General features: G+C 70.0%; 12 protein-coding genes. 7 read left to right on the forward strand and 5 right to left on the reverse strand.

Going from position 1 to position 16,672, the window contains the following annotated elements:
* Nucleotides 1-21 precede the first annotated feature (21 nt).
* Nucleotides 22-894: a hypothetical protein gene (locus KME78_RS22730; protein ID WP_219531123.1), complete on the forward strand. Its 873-nt coding sequence runs from the start codon at nucleotides 22-24 to the stop codon at nucleotides 892-894.
* Here the strand turns inward: KME78_RS22730 and KME78_RS22735 are convergent.
* Nucleotides 875-3,352 (reverse strand): ATP-binding protein, encoded by a 2,478-nt coding sequence (locus tag KME78_RS22735; RefSeq protein WP_219531124.1) that lies wholly within the window; start codon nucleotides 3,350-3,352, stop codon nucleotides 875-877. The genes KME78_RS22730 and KME78_RS22735 overlap by 20 nt on opposite strands.
* Nucleotides 3,353-3,466: 114 nt before the next feature.
* A complete protein-coding gene (locus KME78_RS22740) occupies nucleotides 3,467-5,575 on the reverse strand; it encodes a M6 family metalloprotease domain-containing protein (RefSeq protein WP_308127091.1) in 2,109 nt (702 codons plus the stop codon).
* Nucleotides 5,576-5,675: 100 nt separating this feature from the next.
* On the opposite strand from KME78_RS22740, the gene KME78_RS22745 reads away from it, so the two are divergent.
* Both KME78_RS22745 and KME78_RS22750 read left to right on the forward strand, forming a co-directional pair.
* Entirely contained in the window at nucleotides 5,676-6,833 is a 1,158-nt protein-coding gene (locus KME78_RS22745) for a PucR family transcriptional regulator (protein ID WP_219531125.1), read from the forward strand.
* A gap of 81 nt (nucleotides 6,834-6,914) precedes the next feature.
* Nucleotides 6,915-8,003, forward strand: coding sequence for an amidohydrolase family protein (locus KME78_RS22750; protein ID WP_219531126.1), 1,089 nt, complete (start codon nucleotides 6,915-6,917; stop codon nucleotides 8,001-8,003).
* Nucleotides 8,004-8,058: 55 nt separating this feature from the next.
* Here KME78_RS22750 and KME78_RS22755 read toward each other — a convergent pair whose 3' ends face one another.
* Nucleotides 8,059-8,478, reverse strand: coding sequence for a MarR family winged helix-turn-helix transcriptional regulator (locus KME78_RS22755; protein WP_219531127.1), 420 nt, complete (start codon nucleotides 8,476-8,478; stop codon nucleotides 8,059-8,061).
* 69 nt (nucleotides 8,479-8,547) lie between these two features.
* On the opposite strand from KME78_RS22755, the gene KME78_RS22760 reads away from it, so the two are divergent.
* Together KME78_RS22760 and KME78_RS22765 are read left to right on the forward strand one after the other, a co-directional pair.
* Complete coding sequence (locus tag KME78_RS22760) at nucleotides 8,548-10,281, forward strand: ABC transporter ATP-binding protein (RefSeq protein WP_281428822.1); 1,734 nt, start codon at nucleotides 8,548-8,550, stop codon at nucleotides 10,279-10,281.
* A 46-nt stretch (nucleotides 10,282-10,327) separates the two neighbouring features.
* Nucleotides 10,328-10,651 carry a DUF5709 domain-containing protein gene (locus KME78_RS22765; protein WP_219531128.1) on the forward strand — a complete coding sequence of 108 codons (324 nt, stop codon included), beginning with the start codon at nucleotides 10,328-10,330 and terminating at the stop codon, nucleotides 10,649-10,651.
* Here the strand turns inward: KME78_RS22765 and KME78_RS22770 are convergent.
* Nucleotides 10,644-11,297 carry an HAD family hydrolase gene (locus KME78_RS22770; RefSeq protein ID WP_219531129.1) on the reverse strand — a complete coding sequence of 218 codons (654 nt, stop codon included), beginning with the start codon at nucleotides 11,295-11,297 and terminating at the stop codon, nucleotides 10,644-10,646. The genes KME78_RS22765 and KME78_RS22770 overlap by 8 nt on opposite strands.
* A 142-nt stretch (nucleotides 11,298-11,439) precedes the next feature.
* Here KME78_RS22770 and KME78_RS22775 point away from each other — a divergent pair, with 142 nt between their 5' ends.
* Both KME78_RS22775 and KME78_RS22780 read left to right on the forward strand, forming a co-directional pair.
* The gene (locus tag KME78_RS22775; RefSeq protein WP_219531130.1) at nucleotides 11,440-12,042 is read left to right on the forward strand and encodes a Uma2 family endonuclease; all 603 of its coding nucleotides are present in this window, start codon (nucleotides 11,440-11,442) and stop codon (nucleotides 12,040-12,042) included.
* Between the two features lie 105 nt (nucleotides 12,043-12,147).
* Nucleotides 12,148-12,675, forward strand: coding sequence for a Uma2 family endonuclease (locus tag KME78_RS22780; RefSeq protein ID WP_246651579.1), 528 nt, complete (start codon nucleotides 12,148-12,150; stop codon nucleotides 12,673-12,675).
* Here the strand turns inward: KME78_RS22780 and hrpA are convergent.
* On the reverse strand, nucleotides 12,665-16,534 hold the full coding sequence (gene hrpA, locus KME78_RS22785) for an ATP-dependent RNA helicase HrpA (protein WP_219531132.1): 3,870 nt from the start codon (nucleotides 16,532-16,534) through the stop codon (nucleotides 12,665-12,667). The genes KME78_RS22780 and hrpA overlap by 11 nt on opposite strands.
* Between the last annotated feature and the right edge of the window lie 138 nt (nucleotides 16,535-16,672).

Here is a 16,672-nt window from a genome sequence, read left to right on the forward strand (position 1 = left end):
TCATAACGCAGCATGAACTGTATGGATCCGCGCGCCTTGCCCCCGCAGCTGGTGGTAGATCCAGCCCTGCCTCCGGACATCTCCTTCCAGCTGCGCACCAGCCCGCATTTCCTCCGCATGGCCAGAGCGGGCCGCCTGATGGACCCCCCGTACAATCTCGCCCTCCTTCTGGTCCTTCCCGGGCTGCTGCTGATGATCTTGGCGATCACCAATCGGGGCGTCGCGGTCGTGGCCGCGCTCGGGATGGGCATGATCGGGTTGATGCGGTGGCTGGCTGTGGAGCCGACGCGCCGGGCGACCAAACGACGGCTGCGGCTGGCCTACGAGTACGCCGCCCACTACGTCCTGCCCGAAGAGCTCGACTATCCCTGCCAGATGCTGCTGCGCCGCGCCCAGAACGCGGTGGACGTCATCCTGAACTCCCAGGTGAACCGGGCAGGGCTGATCGACACCATCGACAACCGGGTGACGCTGCCGGAGGAGGTGTGGCAGATCGCCCAGCGGCTGGCCAAGCTGTCGTCCATGCACGCCGAGCACCGCCGGCTCATCCCGCGCGACCTGCCCTCCGGCATGGAGGACGCGTTCAAGCCGTACACCACCGCGCTCGACGCGGCCTGGACCTCGCTGTCGCGGCGGGTGCGGCACCTGGAGAAGTACGCCAAGCAGGTGGTCAAGGCCGACAAGGTCTTCCACGCCCACCATCGGCTGGAGGCGCTGGCCGCGCGGACGCCGGACTACCAGCAGCTCCTCGCCGAGACGGTCCATGACGACCTGGCCCGTACGCACGTCAGGGAGCTGGCCGACCAGGCCGCGCACGTGCGCAAGCTGTTCGAGGAGAGCATCTACCAGGCCCGGCAGTCCGCCGGGGAACTGCTCAGGACTCCACTTTCCTGAGCAGCTCCAGCGTCCTGCGCATGCCGGCCTCGTTGCCGAGACTGCGGTAGATGTCCCTGGCCTGCTTCAGCGGCTCGACGGCCGCGTGCGGCCCGCCCGAGTCGAGATGCGCCTCGCCGAGGTAGCGCAGGCTGAGCGCCATCCACCACCGGTCGTCGAGATCCTCGAACGCGTGTACGGCCCGGCGCAGCTCGCGTTCCGACTCCTCGATCCGGCCCAGCCTGGCCAGGGCCCGGCCGGCCGACAGCGCGGTGCGCGCTATGCCCCACGAGTCGCCGAGGGCCGTCAGGATCTCCTCCGCCCGCCGGACGAAGTCGAGCTCACGCAGCCCGTTGGACGGGTCGCCGACCTCGCCGGCCGCGCGCAGGCAGCGGGCCTCCTCCCACAGCTCGCCGCGCTGCCGGAACATCTCGGCGGCGCGGTCGAGGCTGAAGCCCGCCTTGGTGAAACCTTCGAGCGCGGCCCGGTGCTCGCCTTCGCGGCGCCTGCCGCGGGCCTGCGCGGCGAGCACCTCGCCGTAGGCCCGCAGCGTCTGGGCCTCGGAGTAGCGGTTGCCCGCCTGCTTGAACACCTCCAGGGCGTCTTCGAGCAGGTCCCTGGCCTCCTCGGGCCGCCGCTCGGCGAGCCGCATCTCGGCGAGGTTGCGCTGGGTGCGGGCCATCCACCAGTAGTCCTCTTCGCCCTTGAACGCGGTGATGGCACCGATCAGGAAGTCCTGCGCGCGGTCGAGGTGACCGTCGTTGAACAGCCCCATGCCGATCGTCCGCATCGCCCTGGCCGCCCACCACGACTCGCCGAGCTCGGTGAAGATCTCCAGCGCCTGCTCGGCGCCCACCCGGCCCAGCTCGTGGCCGCCGAGACCGCCCTGCACGGCCGCCCGGTCGAGCAGCGCGATGGCCAGGGCGCGCCGGTCGCCGGTGTGCCGGGCGGCCTCGCAGCCGGCCTCGGCCGCGGCGTGCCAGTCGGCCCAGTAGGCGCGCAGGGAGTGACACAGCGAGCAGAACGCCCTGGCCAGCCCCGAGGTCAGCTCCCACAGCTCCAGCTGCCTGGCCAGGTTGATCATGGCGATCAGCGAGAGCCGCTCGGCGTTGAGCCAGTCGCCCGCGTGCATCTGCCCCTCGACGCCGGAGGTGCGCCCGCCGCGGCTCCAGTCCTGCGGCCAGCGGTCCTGGGCCGCCTCCTCGGCGCGGCGGCGGTAGCCGAACAGCACCCGCTCGATGGCGGCCCGGCGCCGGGCCTGGTCGTCCCCCTCGGCCAGCTCGACGGCGAACAGCCGGACGAGGTCGTGCAGGCGGTAGCGCATGGCGCCGGTCGGGTCGACGCCCGAGCTCTCGGCGAGCTGCGCGTCGATCAGCGCCTCCAGCTGGTCGGCGCCGTCGAGCCCGGAGATGTCGAGCAGCTCGCCCGCCACCCAGCCGGGCACGTCGGGCGAGGTGAGCGCGGACATCAGGCGCAGCAGGCGGCGCTGCATGCCGGTGCAGTCGTCGTAGCTGAGCTGCACGGAGGCACGCACGCTCTTGTCGACGGTCTGCGCGAGTTCGAGCTGGTCGAGGCGGCGGCGCTCGTCGGCGAGCCGGTCGGCCAGCTGCCGCAGCGTCCAGTGTTCGCGGGTGGCCAGCCGGCCGCCGCAGATGTTGATCGCCAGCGGCAGGTAGTCGCAGATCCGGACGATCTCCTTGGCCGCGTCGAGGTCGTCGACCACTCGGGCGCCGCCGGCCAGCCTGGCCAGCAGCTCCACCCCGTGGGCCTCGCTGAACACGCCGAGCTGGGTGTCGTGGGTGCCGTTCAGGAACAGCGGCTGGCGTGAGGTGACCAGCACGGCGCAGCCCGGCTCGGCCGGGATCAGCGGTTTGACCTGGTCGGCGCCGTGCGCATTGTCCAGCCCGATGAGGATCCTGCGGTCCTTGGTCCAGGTCAGCCAGAGCTTGCGCAGCTCGTCGAGGCCACCGGGGTCGGTGGTCAGCCGGACGCCGAGCGCGCGCAGGAACCCGATCAGCACCTCCTCCGGGCGCACCGGGGCGTCGACGCCGCCCCGCAGGTCCGCGTACAGGCGCCCGTCGGGGAACGCGCCGGCGATCTCCTGCCCGAACCTGGCCACCAGCGCCGACTTGCCGACGCCGCCCCTGCCGTACACGGAGACCACCAGCGGGGGCGAGACGCCGCCGGACTTGCGCCGCCCGCCGAAGACCGTCCGCAGCTCCGCGAGCGGCTCGACGCGCCCGGTGAAGTGCTCGGGGCCGGGCGGCCACTGGTCGGGCGCACGTGAGGACGGCTCGGCCGCCGCCTCGCGTTTGCCCCGCCCCTCGGTCGTGGCCCAGGTGGTGAGCCCGACGAGGAGCGCCGCCGCCATGGTCACGCTCACCTTGGCGACGGGCGGGATCTCCCAGTCGACGGAGGCGGCCAGGATGCTGGCCGCCGCGGCCGCGAGGCCCGCCGAGACGGGCGCGGCCAGTGGCACCTTCCTACGCCGCGACCGCGGCTTGTCTGGTAGCTGCCCTGTCAACGAACACCCCCTCCGGGGGTGATTCAAGCGGATGGGGTACGGCTGCGCCAGCCGTACCCCATCCTTCAGCTAAAGGCCGATCACCGGACAGGTGGCCGTCACCGTCTTGGTGGGGTCGCTCTCCGAGGTCGCGGTGAGCGTGACCTTGGCGAGCCGGTCACCGCCCGAGGCGCGCACGGCGTTGACCGCGACCACCTCCTGCTTGCCGAAGTCGACGGCGGCCAGGGCGTTGGGCAGCTGGGCGGTCCAGCCCTTGCCCTGCACCTCGGCCTTGAGCCGGTAGACGTCGGAGTTGAGGTAGGCGCTGACGTCCTCGGGGTGCGTCCCCTGCGCGGGGGCCGCCTTGCCGGTGTTGAACAGCGGGAACTTGCAGGTCGAGTAGCCCTTTCCGGACGGGATCCCGGCGGCGGGGAACACCTTGACGCCGCGCTTCTGCGGGCCCGCGCCGTCGAGCGAGCGGATCGCGACCGTGTACGACAGGGTGCCGTCGCGGCCACGCTTCAGGTCGGTCACGTAGAAGTGCAGGCGGTTGGCCTGGTCGACGTACTCGTACTGGCTGCCGGAGCCGGTGCCCGCGTGAAAGAGGGCGTCGGACAGCTGGCGGTAGTCGCCGATCGTGATCGGCACCTTGGTCCCGTCGGGCATGACGTAGTCGGTCATCCCGATGTCCTGCGGGTTGGCGTCGATCACCCACTCGAACGGCGACCGGTCCTGGTTCTTGGTCTTGGCCACGAGCACGCCGGAGTCGGGGGTGAAGGAGTCGGTGCCGACCCGGTCGACGACCTCGACCGTGTAGTTCTCGTAGCCGCCGCCGTCACAGAGCGGGTTGGTCTGCGTGCTGCAGGCCGGGCTCTTGTCACCGGTGTCGAAGGCGATGTTGACGCCCGACAGCTCGTTCTTGCCCGGCTGCGACTCGCGGGCGATGACCCTGGCCTTCACCAGGCCCGACTCGTCGAGGGCCTCGCGCGACAGGCGCAGCACGTTCTGCTCGTCGACCATCTGCAGCTTGATCTTGTTGCGCAGCATGTGCTGGGCGCCCATGGACGCGCCGGCGGTCGGCGGGATCAGCCAGCGGGAGTGCGGGCCGCCGGGGCCGTTGAAGCTGCCCCGGCTGAGCATCTCCCAGATGCCGGTGTAGGCGCGGCGGGCCGGGATGCCGTACGGGTTGTTGTAGTTGTCCAGTACGCCCAGGATGTGGCTGAACTCGTGGGCGTAGACGGCCATGCCGGAGCTCTCGGCCTGGACCGAGTCGACGCCGATGTTGGCGTTGGGCCAGAAGTTGGAGCCGGCCTGCCAGGAGGTCCAGTCGACGTACCGGGTCTGGGCCCAGTTCGGCAGGTTGGGGTCGGGCGGACCCCACTCGTCCGTCACGTCCTCCTTGGTGGGGAACTTCATCATCCCGAACTCCTGCCAGGTCGACGACTCGTCCTGGCCGGCGCTCACGTAGAAGATGAAGTCGAACTGCTTGGCGGCCTCCTCGCCGATCGCGCCGATGAACGCGGCGTGCCCGTCGGTGCGCAGGTTCCGGTCGCACGTGTCGCCCGCCGGGCAGGCGGTGCCGCCCTGGAACTCCATGGCGTACTCGTGGTCCTTGCCCGGCATCGTGTACGGGCCGAACCCGGTCAGCTCGACTCCGTAGCGGCCGCCGGAGTCCTCCATCCAGTACTCGTGGATGGTGTGACCCTTGTTGAGGGCGTTCGGGGTGTTGAGGAAGTCCTGGTAGAACTTGGCCACCTGGTCGCGGGGCACGTCATGGGCCTCGGCGCTCGGGTTGGCGTAGATCGTCGAGCCCTTGGGCTGGGTGACCACGAACTGCTGGTTCGGGTAGTCCAGGAGCACTAACGCGCCCTTGAAGGTGCGCTTGGAGCCCTTGACCGCCGGGTCGTTCCAGTTGGTGCCCGGCACCTTCTTGTAGTCCGCCCACGTCATGTGGTCGGGGTTCTCCCAGTTCTGCGGGTCGATCGGCTCGATGCCGCCCGTCGGACGGCTGCGGAGTGCCTGGGCGTCGGACGACGCGTCCTGTTGCCAGGGCTGGGTCTGCGGCCAGTGGTTCTGCCGCCAGGGGTACTCGGGATCGTCTGTGGGGGGTGCTGCGGAAGCCGGGGTCGCCACAAGGCTCATCGGGATCAGCACGAGGGCCGCCAGCAGACCTTTCAGCAGCTTCTTGGGGGCAATCACGGATAGACGTTATAGACGAAGTTGACGGAGATCATCGATCAGTTGTAGGGAAGACCTGTAGTGGTCATTCCGACAAACGATGAAATGTCCAGGTGACGTGGTGGCGGATCTCCAGCGGACCGTGGACGAGCTGGCGGCTCGCCTTGACAGACCGCTGTTGCTGGAGGACCGCGTGCAACGCGTCGTCGCCTACAGCGAGCAGTACGGCACGATGGACGACATCCGCCGCGACTCGATCCTGCGCCGGCACTCCACGCCCGAGGTGCGGCAGTGGGTGCGTTCCGCCGGGATCCACGACGCGCCCGGGCCGTTACGCGTCCCGGCCGCGCCGCACCTGAGCCTGCTCCCCCGGGTCTGCGTTCCGGTACGCCACGACGCCGGGCTGCTGGGCTACCTGTGGTTCATCGACTCCGGCCCGGCCATGTCCGATGAGCAGATCGCCGAGGCCGCCGCGGCGGCGCCCGCCCTCGCCCTGGCGCTCTTCCATGAGAGCCTGGCCACCGGGCTGGCCTCGCACCGGGAGCTGGAGGCGGTCACCGGCCTGCTGCTCGGCGAGCCGGACTCGGCCAGGCAGCTGATCGAGGCCGGCGCCTTCCCGCAGGCCCAGCCGGTGACCGTACTGGTGGCCAGGCCGCTGTCGGACGAGCCGGACGAGGCGCTCCGGCTCGCGCTGGAGCAGGGCCTGCTCACGCTGCGGCGGCGGCTGAGCGGGCACCACCCGCTGCACCTGGTCCGCTTCGACCACGCCGTGCTGCTCACCGCGGGCGGCCCGGTGGCGGCCGACGAACTGCACGCGGCGATGTCGATCCCGGTGGTGGTCGGGATCGGGCGGGCCAGGCCCGCGCTGGCCGAGGCCGCCGGGTCGTACACGGAGGCGCGGCACGCGGCCGAGGTGGCCGCCCGGGTGCCCGAGCTCGGCCGGTCGGTGGAGTGGGCCCGGCTCGGCGTCTACCGGATGCTCACCCATCTCCCCCACCACGAGCTGCATCCGGGGCTGGCCGAGCTGCTGGCCGACGATCAGCACCTGCCGCTGCTGGAGACGCTGGAGACGTACCTGGATCTGGCGGGCAGCGCGGTGGCCACGTCACGGGCGCTGCGCCTGCACCGCACCTCCCTGTACTACCGGCTGCAGCGGCTGGAGGAGCTGGCCCGCACCGATCTGAAGGACGGCGGCGAGCGGCTGGCCCTGCATCTCAGCCTCAAGCTCGCCCGGCTTTCCGGCAGGTACCGGCCCAGGGACGCCCGGCCCGGCCCGTGATCGCCGGCCGGACTCGTGATTGCACGGCTGGCCGGGCTCACGTTTAATGCCGAGAGGGTGATTTCCAGAAGGGAGTCCGATTTGCCATCCGCGAAGCGTGCCCCATCTGGCCGAAGGTCGAAGCTCGGCAGGCGCACGCCCGCGCCCATCGTCCTCCACTCGGCGCCGCTGGTGCTGTCGATCGACGCCGAACCGCTGCGCGGCGCCGCGCTCGCCGTACGGGGCGACCGCGTCCTTCAGGTGGGGCTCCGGGACGAGCTGCTCGCCTACTTCCCCGTCACCCGGGAGCAGCGCTGGCCGGGCATGATCGTGGCGGGGCTGGTGGACGCCTGCGCCCCAGCGGCTCCGCCGCCGCCCGGGGTGACCGCGCGGGCCGGGCTGGTCACCGATCCGGCCGAGTCGGCCCGGTTGCCCGGGGTCTCCTATGTCGAGGTGTCGTACGAGTCCGAACAGGTCTGGGAGGACACCGGGCGCGACGCGGTCATCACCGCGATCCGCGAGGTCGACCGGCCGCGTACGGTGGGCATCGCCGCGTACACGCCCGACCCGCAGGTGCTGGAGGACGTGGCGGTGCTGGCCAGGACGTTCGGCCTGCGACTGCTGGCCGACCTGGACCGCCACTCGCCCGCGACGCTCGACGAGGCGGGCATCCTCGGGCCGCACTGCCACGTGGCCTGCGGCCGGCCGCTCGATCCCGGTGAGCGCAAGCTGCTGCGGCTGCGCGGGAGCGTGGCCGCCCTCTGCCCGTCGCCGCCCGACGACCTGCTCGCGCTCCTGGACGAGGGCAACCGCGTCGCCTTCGGCACCCGCGCCCCCGCCTCGACCGGCCGGGTGACCGACCTGCTCGGCCTGGCCAGATCCATCAGGCAGCAGGCCAAGGGGCGCGGGCCGCGGCCCCGGGGGCTCGACCGCAAGCTGGTCGAAGCCGCCACGCTGGGCGGGGCCCAAGCGCTCGGCATGGCGAGCAGGTCGGGCCGGATCGGCGCGCTCGGGCCGGGCAGCCGGGCCGACTTCGCGGTCTTCGACGCCCGTGGCCGCTACCCGTACGCCGCCCTGCTCAGCGGGCCGCCCTGCCTCGCCACGGTGGTCGGCGGCACGGTGGTCGCCGGCGCCGTGGTCAGCGGCACGGTCATCGAGCACGGACCACCCCGCGGCACCCAGCCGAGCTGACCATCGCTCGCCCTGCGGCACCCAGCCGAACTGGCTGTCGCTCGCCCCTCGACACTCAGCCGAACTGGGCGTCGATCGCTCCGAGCAGGTCCTTGAGCTGGTCGCGCTGGTCGTCGGACAGGACCGCGAACAGGTCCTGACCCGCCTGCCTGCGCGCCTCCCGCGACCGCTCGTGCATCTCGCGGCCCGCCTGCGTGAGCACCACCAGCGTGGAGCGCCGGTTGGCCGGATCGATCTCCCTGCGCACCAGGCCCGCCTGCTCCAGCGCGTCGATGACGGGCGTGACCGAGCGTGGCACGATCCTCAGCTGGTCGGCGAGCTGCACCATCCTGAGCGGCCGGTCGGCGTCGGCGAGCGCGCGCAGCGCCCGCGCCTGCCCCGGGTTGACGCCGAGGGGGACGAGCCGATGAACGTAGCCGTGCCGCAGGCGGCGGCTGACCCGGTGCAAGAGCTCCGACAGCTCGGCGTCCTCCATGTCGGACAGCTTACCGGAATAATTATGAGCTAACCTCTGTTTGAGGGAGCATCTGAAAAGGAGTCCTACTTGGCTGAGGAACCCCGCGCGCCGTTGCGGCGCATCATCAAACTCTTCCGCGCCTATCGAGGCCGGCTGGCCGTCGTCGGCGCACTCATCCTCCTGTCGTCCCTGGTCTCGCTGGCCTCGCCGTTCCTGCTGCGCGAGGTGCTGGACGTGGCGATCCCGTCCCGCGACGCCATGCTGCTCGCGCTCCTCGCCCTGGGCATGATCCTGGTCGCGGTGATCACCAGCGTGTTCGACGTCCTGCAGACGCTGGTCTCCACCACGGTCGGTCAGCGGGTCATGCACGACCTGCGTACCTCCGTCTACGGCCACCTGCAGCGCATGTCGCTGGCCTTCTTCACCCGCACCAAGACCGGCGAGGTCCAGTCGCGCATCGCCAACGACATCGGCGGCATGCAGTCGGTGGTCACCTCCACCGCCACCTCGCTCATCTCGAACCTGACCACCGTGATCGCCACGATCGTGGCCATGCTGGCGCTCGACTGGCGGCTGACCGTGATCTCGCTCCTGCTGCTGCCGGTGTTCGTGGGGATCAGCCGCAAGGTCGGCAGCGAACGCCGCCGCATCACCTCCGAGCGGCAGCGGAAACTGGCGGTGATCTCGTCGATGGTGCAGGAGTCGCTGTCGATCAGCGGCATCCTGCTCGGCCGGACGATGGGCCGCTCGCCCGAGCTGACCGAACGCTTCGCCGACGCCTCCGACGAGCTGGCCGAACTGGGCGTGCAGTCGAGCATGGCGGGCCGCTGGCGCCAGTCGTCGATCCAGATCGTCATGGCCGCGATGCCCGCCCTGGTCTACTGGGCGGTCGGCTACACCGGCGTGATCTCCGTCGGCACGCTGGTGGCGTTCACGACGTTGCAGGTCAGCCTGTTCAGGCCGGCGGTGTCGCTGCTGCGGCTGGGCGTCGAGGTGCAGAGCTCGCTCGCGCTGTTCGGCCGCATCTTCGAGTACCTGGACCTGTCGGTCGACATCCACCCGGGCACCCGCACACTGAGCGACGTCCGCGGCGAGGTCCGCTACGAGCGGGTCGACTTCTCGTACGGCGAGGAGCCCACGCTCGCCGACGTGGACATCACCGTGCCGCCGGGCACCAGCCTGGCCGTCGTCGGCGAGACCGGCTCGGGCAAGACGACACTCAGCTACCTGCTGCCCCGGCTCTACGACGTGACCGGCGGCCGGGTGACGATCGACGGCGTGGACGTGCGCGACCTCACCTTCGACACACTGTCCGAGACGGTCGGCGTGGTCTCCCAGGAGACGTACCTGTTCCACGCCACGATCGCCGACAACCTGCGCTTCGCCCGGCCGTCGGCCACGGACGAGGAGCTGGAGAAGGCCGCCAGGGCGGCGCGCATCCACGACCACATCGCCTCGCTGCCCGACGGCTACGACACGCTGGTGGGCGAGCGCGGCTACCGGTTCTCCGGGGGCGAGAAGCAGCGCCTGGCCATCGCCCGCACCCTGCTGCGCAACCCGCCGGTGCTCGTGCTCGACGAGGCGACCAGCGCCCTCGACACCCAGACGGAACGGGCCGTACAGGAGGCGTTGGACACCCTGGCCGAGGGCCGCACCACGATCATGATCGCGCACCGCCTCTCGACGGTCCGCGACGCGGACCAGATCGTCGTCCTGGACCACGGCCGGGTCGTCGAACGCGGCACCCACGACACGCTGATGTCACTGGAGGGCCACTACGCCGCCCTGGTGGACCGGGACCGCCCACTCGAACCGGTTTGACCCGCTGACGGGGGTTCGGGACCTAGTGGGGGGTAGGAGAGCGCGTATGACCGAACTACCTCCGGACAGGCACGGCTACAGCGACGAACAGGGCATCGAGGTCGAAGAGTGGACCGACGACCTCGGTATCAGCCATGACATAGAAGAGGACGACCCCGCGCACGAGGACACGCTCGACGAGCGGCTGCGGCGCGAGGCCCCGGATCGGGAGCGAACCCCCCGCGCGTCGCACCGGCTCACCCAGCCCGACGAGGGGCTGGCGCCGGACACGGAGAGCGAGGAGTGGGGCCAGGATTGGGGGGAGGACGACGGTGATCTGTCCGCCGAGGAGCGCGCGGTCCGCGTCGACCCCGACGACGGACTCAGGTGAGCCGCTCCAGCGCCGGCAGCAGAGCGGGCAGATCGTCGACGATCAGGTCGGCGGCCCGCGCCTGCGACCGCTCGGCGTGCAGGTATCCCCAGGGGCCCCGGCGCAGTAGCGCCGTGCGCATGCCCGCCCGCCCGGCCGGGAGCACGTCGTTGTCCAGCCGGTCGCCCACGTAGAGGATCTCGGCGGGCTCCCGCCCGGCGATGGCGGCCACCTTGGCGAAGAACTCGGGGGCGGGCTTGGACACACCCCAGCCCTCGGACGTGTGCACCGAGTCGACGGGCAGGTCCATGGCGACCAGCGCGTCGAAGGCCCTGGCCGGCTGGTTGCCCGCGACGATCACCTGGTAGCCGGCCGCACGCAGTGCCTTGAGGCTCTCGCGGACGTCGGGGTAGAGGTCGTCGGCGTCGAAGTGGTTACGCAGGCTGTGGGGTTCGTCCCGTTCCCAGGCCGCGATCTCGGCCCCGACGTCGATGCCGGGGCGTACGAGCTGGAACGCCTCGCTGTGGGAGCGGTCGAGCGCGGCCATCCCGCCGAGCGCACCCATCAGCACGAACCTGCTCACGCCGAGCCGGTCGGCCCAGCGGGACCAGATGCGGGTCTCGTCGATGAGCGTCTCGCCCACGTCGAACACCACTGCCTTGATCATCAAACCTCCTGGATCGTCCCCCCAACTGTACGGATCCATCGTCGATCTTCGGTACGGGGCCGTTCGGGGTGTGTTCCGCCGCGCCAGGTGGAATACTTAGCGTGCCCGTTCGAATACGAAGGGACAGATTTCAATGGTCACCATGGCGATCCGGGACGACGAAGACACCGAGCCGGAGCAGACCAGCGACAGCCGGATGCCGCGTACCGCTCGAGGGCTGTTCGATGCCCTCCCCCATCTGCCCGGCCTCCGGCAAGAAGTCATAAAAGGGAGCTTGATCGTGAGCCCGATGGGCACCCCCGAGCACGCTTGGATCGCTTCCGACCTGAGCGAGGCCCTGCTGCCAATCAGGAGGGAACGCGGCTGGCGTGCTGCCGTGGGCACCGTGAGCGTCTGCATCGAGGGCTCGCGGGAGTCACTCTCACCGGATTACCTGCTATCGCCGCCCAACTGCCGACGCTGGGGCGATTACGAACTACTGTCCTCTCATGTCCTCCTGGTAGCCGAGGTGGTATCACCGACCAGCGCCCATCGCGATCACCACGAGAAGCAGGAGATCTACGCCCAAGGCGGAGTGCCGGTCTACCTGTTGATCGATCCGATCGCCAGCCAACCGGCGGCCATCGTGTTCAGCGAGATAAAGGACGGCGCCTACCAGAAGACGACCAGGGTGGTCATGGGCACGCCGCTCTATCTACCCAAGCCGATCGACTTCGAGCTCGACACCTCGATCTTCAAGGCATAAGCCGCTCCATACGAAGGGACGGATTCAATGGTCGCCACCTCTCGCAAGCCACATGCGAAATGCGCGTGGACCAGTGATCAGCGCATGCCCGTTACCGCACGGGAGATGTTCGATGCCCTGCCACCCCTCTCCGGCTTCCGGGCCGAAGTCATCGAAGGGAACCTGATCTTGGCACCTGTTGGGAATCCCGAGCACGCCGGCTGCGCGATGAAGCTGTACCGCGCGCTCATTCCCGTCCTGGACGAGCATCGATGGGAAGGATGGGCCGGCAATGTCGATGTGTGCATCGAGGGTTCACGAGACCCCGTCGAGCCCGACTTCGTCCTGGCTCCGGCCGACTGTCCTCGCTGGGGCAATCGGGAGTTGCTGTCCTCGGGTCTGATCATGGTCGCCGAGGTCGTCTCGACAAGCAGCGTCCGAAGAGACCGCGAAGACAAGCCACCTCTCTACGCGGCAGGCGGCGTGCCGATCTACCTGCTGATCGACACGGTCGCTGAACCACCGTCCGTCACCGTCTACAGCGACATCAGAGACGGTGTCTACCGGACGACGGCCACCGTGCCTGTCGGGACCCCGCTCCGGTTGCCAGCCCCGATCGACTTCGAACTCAACACCTCTATCTTCAAGGCGTGAGCTTGTCCATCGCCTTGGCGATGCGCTTCTCCGACACCGGCGTCGGCGTACCCAATGTCTGGGCGAAGAAGCTGACCCGGAGTTCCTCGATCATCCATCGGATCTCCACCACGTCCGGGTCCGAGCGTCGCGCCGGGTGCAGCCGGGTCAGCAGGTCCTCGTACGAGTCCTCCATCTTGTGCACCCGGCCCATCCACTCCTCGTCCCGCCATGGCTCCTCGGGCAGCTTGGTCAGGCGGCGGTCGATGGCTCGCATGTAGCGGAGCACGTCAGGCAGGCGCCGGTGGCCTGTCGCGGTGACGAAGCCCGGGTAGACGAGCTTGGCGAGCTGGTCGCGGACGTCCGAGGTGGACGCGCTCTGGCGGAGGGCGTCGAGGCGGCCGCCGACCGCGTGCCACACGGTGAGGATCTGCTCCGTCCGGGCCAGGACGTCGGCCGACATCTCGTACAGATGAGCCCGTACGTGCTGGTAGAGGCGGTCGAACGAGACCGGGTCCCAGGCGGGGCCGCCCAGGTCGAGCATGAGCTTGTCGATCGCCGCGTTCACCACGTCGTCGAACAGCGCCACGGCGCCGCCGTGCGGGCTGCGGGACAGGGCCAGCTTGGCCTGGTTGGACAGGCCGCCCAGCAGTGACTTGGCCGGGTTGGTGACGTTGAGGAGCAGCAGGCGGCGGGTGCCGGGCCAGTGGGAGCGGCGTTGTTCGGCCTCCGTCTCGAAGATCTTGATCGACACGGAGTCGCCGTCGTCCACCAGCGCCGGGTAGCCCTTCATGCGGCCCTGCTCGAAGACCTTGGGCAGGGTGCCGAAGCTCCAGGTGTGCAGGCCGGACTGCTCCAGGTCGTCGGCGGCGGCCGAGAGCGTCTTGCGCAGGCGCGGCGCCAGGCGCCGCTTGAGCGCGTCGAGGTCCTTGTCCTCGGCGATCGTGCGTTTGCGCTCGTCGATCACCCGGTAGGTGATGCGCAGGTGGTCGGGGACCTGGTCGAGCTGCCAGGCGTCGTGCGGCACGCGGACGCCGGTCAGCCGGAGCAGCTCCCGCTCCACGGCCTCCAGCAGTGGTTCGCCGCCCTGCCGGACGCCTTCGAGCACCTGCTTGGCGTAGTTGGGGGCGGGCACGAAGTTGCGGCGCAGGTGCTTGGGCAGCGACCTGATCAGGGCGGTGATCAGCTCGTCGCGCAGGCCGGGGATCTGCCAGTCGAACCCGTCGGCGTTGACCTGGTTGAGCACCGCCAGCGGCACGTGCACCGTGACGCCGTCGGCGTCGGCGCCGGGCTCGAACTGGTAGGTCAGCTTCATCCGCTGGCCGAGCTGCCGCCAGGTGTCGGGGTAGTCGCGGGTGCTGACGTCGGCGCCCTCGTTGACCAGCATCTCGGGCGAGTAGGTCAGCAGGTCGGGCTCGGTGGTCCTGGCCTTCTTCCACCAGGAGTCGAAGTGGCGCGCGGAGACGACGTCGGCGGGCACGCGCTGGTCGTAGAAGTCGAACAGGGCCTCGTCGTCGACCATGATGTCGCGGCGGCGGGCGCGGTTCTCGAGCTCCTCGACCTCTTCGAGCAGCCTTCTGTTGTCCTGGAGGAAGCGGTGGTGGCTGTCCCAGTCGCCTTCGACGAGGGCGTGCCTGATGAACAGCTCGCGTGACAGGTCGGCGTCGATGCGGCCGTAGTTGACCTTCCGCCCGGTCACCAGGGGTACGCCGTACAGGGTGACCTTCTCCAGCGCGATCACCGCGCCCTGGTTCTTCTCCCAGTGCGGCTCGGAGTAGGTGCGTTTGACCAGGTGCTGGGCGAGCGGCTCGACCCAGTCGGGCTCGATCTTGGCGTTGACCCTGGCCCACAGCCGGGAGGTCTCGACCAGCTCGGCCGACATCACCCACTGCGGCTGCTTCCTGGCCAGCGCGGAGCCGGGGAAGATGGCGAAGCGGGCGTTGCGGGCGCCGATGTACTCCTGCATCGGGCGGCGCCCGTCGGGGGCCCGCTTCTCCATGACGTCCTTGACGCCGATGTGCGACAGCAGGCCGACGAGCAGCGACGCGTGCACCTGCTGCGGATCGGCCTGCGCGCTGTTGGGCTGAGCGCCGAGCGACTGGCGGATCTGGCTGTAGATGTCCTGCCATTCGCGTACGCGCAGGTAGTTGAGGAACTCCGACTTGCACAGGCGGCGGAAGGCGCTGGAGGACAGCTCCCGCTGCTTCTCCCGCAGGTGGTTCCACAGGTTGAGGTAGGACAGGAAGTCGGACTCGGGGTCGGCGAAGCGGCGGTGCTTCTCGTCGGCCTGCTGCTGCTTGTCGACGGGGCGCTCGCGCGGGTCCTGGATCGACAGCGCGGCGGCGATCACCATGACCTCGCGCAGGCAGCCGTTCTTCTCCGCCTCCAGGACCATCCGGCCCAGGCGCGGGTCGACCGGCAGCCCGGCCAGCTTGCGGCCGACGCCGGTGATGCCGCCTTGGCCGTCGAACGCGCCCAGCTCGTGCAGCAGGTTGACGCCGTCGCGTACCTGGCGGCGGTCCGGCGGCTCGACGAACGGGAACGCCTCGATGTCGCCCAGCCCGATCGAGGTCATCTGCAGGATGACCGAGGCGAGGTTGGTGCGCAGGATCTCCGGGTCGGTGAACTCCGGCCGGTTGAGGAAGTCCTCCTCCTCGTAAAGCCGGACGCAGATGCCGTCGGAGGTCCGGCCCGAGCGGCCCTTGCGCTGGTTGGCGCTCGCCTGCGAGATGGCCTCGATCGGCAGGCGCTGCACCTTGGTGCGGTGGCTGTAGCGGGAGATGCGGGCGAACCCCGGGTCGACCACGTATTTGATGCCCGGAACGGTCAGCGACGTCTCGGCCACGTTGGTGGCCAGCACGATGCGCCGGCCCGGGTGGCGCTGGAACACGCGGTGCTGCTCGGCGGCGCTGAGCCGGGCGTACAGCGGCAGCACCTCGGTGTTGCGGAAGTCGGCCTTGTCGAGCGCGTCGGCGGCGTCGCGGATCTCCCGCTCCCCCGACAGGAACACCAGGATGTCGCCGGGCCCCTCGGAGACCAGCTCGCGGCAGGCGTCGACGATGCCCTGCGTCTGGTCGTCGTCCTCGTCGAGCGGCCGGTAGCGCACCTCGACCGGGTAGGTGCGGCCGGAGACCTCGACGATCGGGGCGTCGTCGAAGTGGCGGGAGAACCGCTCCGGGTCGATCGTGGCGCTGGTGATGATCAGCTTGAGGTCGGGGCGCTTGGGCAGAAGCTGCTTCAGGTAGCCGAGGATGAAGTCGATGTTGAGGCTGCGTTCGTGCGCCTCGTCGATGATCAGCGTGTCGTACTGCTCCAGCAGCCGGTCGTTCTGCAGCTCGGCCAGCAGGATGCCGTCGGTCATCAGCTTGACCAGGGTGCGGTCGCTCGCCTGGTCGGTGAAGCGCACTTTGTAGCCGACCGTCTGGCCCAGCTCGGTGCCCAGCTCTTCGGCGATGCGCTCGGCCACCGTGCGGGCGGCGATGCGGCGCGGCTGGGTGTGGCCGACCAGGCCCCTGACGCCGCGCCCCAGCTCCAGGCAGATCTTCGGGATCTGGGTGGTCTTGCCGGATCCGGTCTCCCCGGCGATGATCACGACCTGGTGGTCGCGGATGGCCGCGAGGATGTCGTCCTTGCGCTGGGATACGGGCAGGGCTTCCGGATAGCTCACTGCTGGTACGGCTTCGCGGCGCCGGGCGAGGCGTCGCTCGGCACGCTCCACGTCGGCGAGGATCTCCGCGGTGATCTTTTCCCGGGCCTCGCGGGAGCGCACCCGGCGTATGCCGTCGAGCCTGCGCCGCAGTCGCCGCTGGTCGCGCGGCATCAGCTCGGGCAGGCGTGACTGGAGCTCGGTGAGTGGAGAGGACAACGCAGAGGTTCCCATACTGCTATCAGGATATTTGAGCCCCGCGTCGCCGGAGCCAACCTCCCCATGCTGCCTGACGCCGGCGGCTGTCCGCATCTCAATATCCAGCGCCCGTCGTTGACCGTGATCGCCCAAGACGGGCCCACTCTCCCCAGA

It is taken from the genome of Nonomuraea guangzhouensis (assembly GCF_019396345.1).
In the GTDB taxonomy this organism is placed as follows: domain Bacteria; phylum Actinomycetota; class Actinomycetes; order Streptosporangiales; family Streptosporangiaceae; genus Nonomuraea; species Nonomuraea guangzhouensis.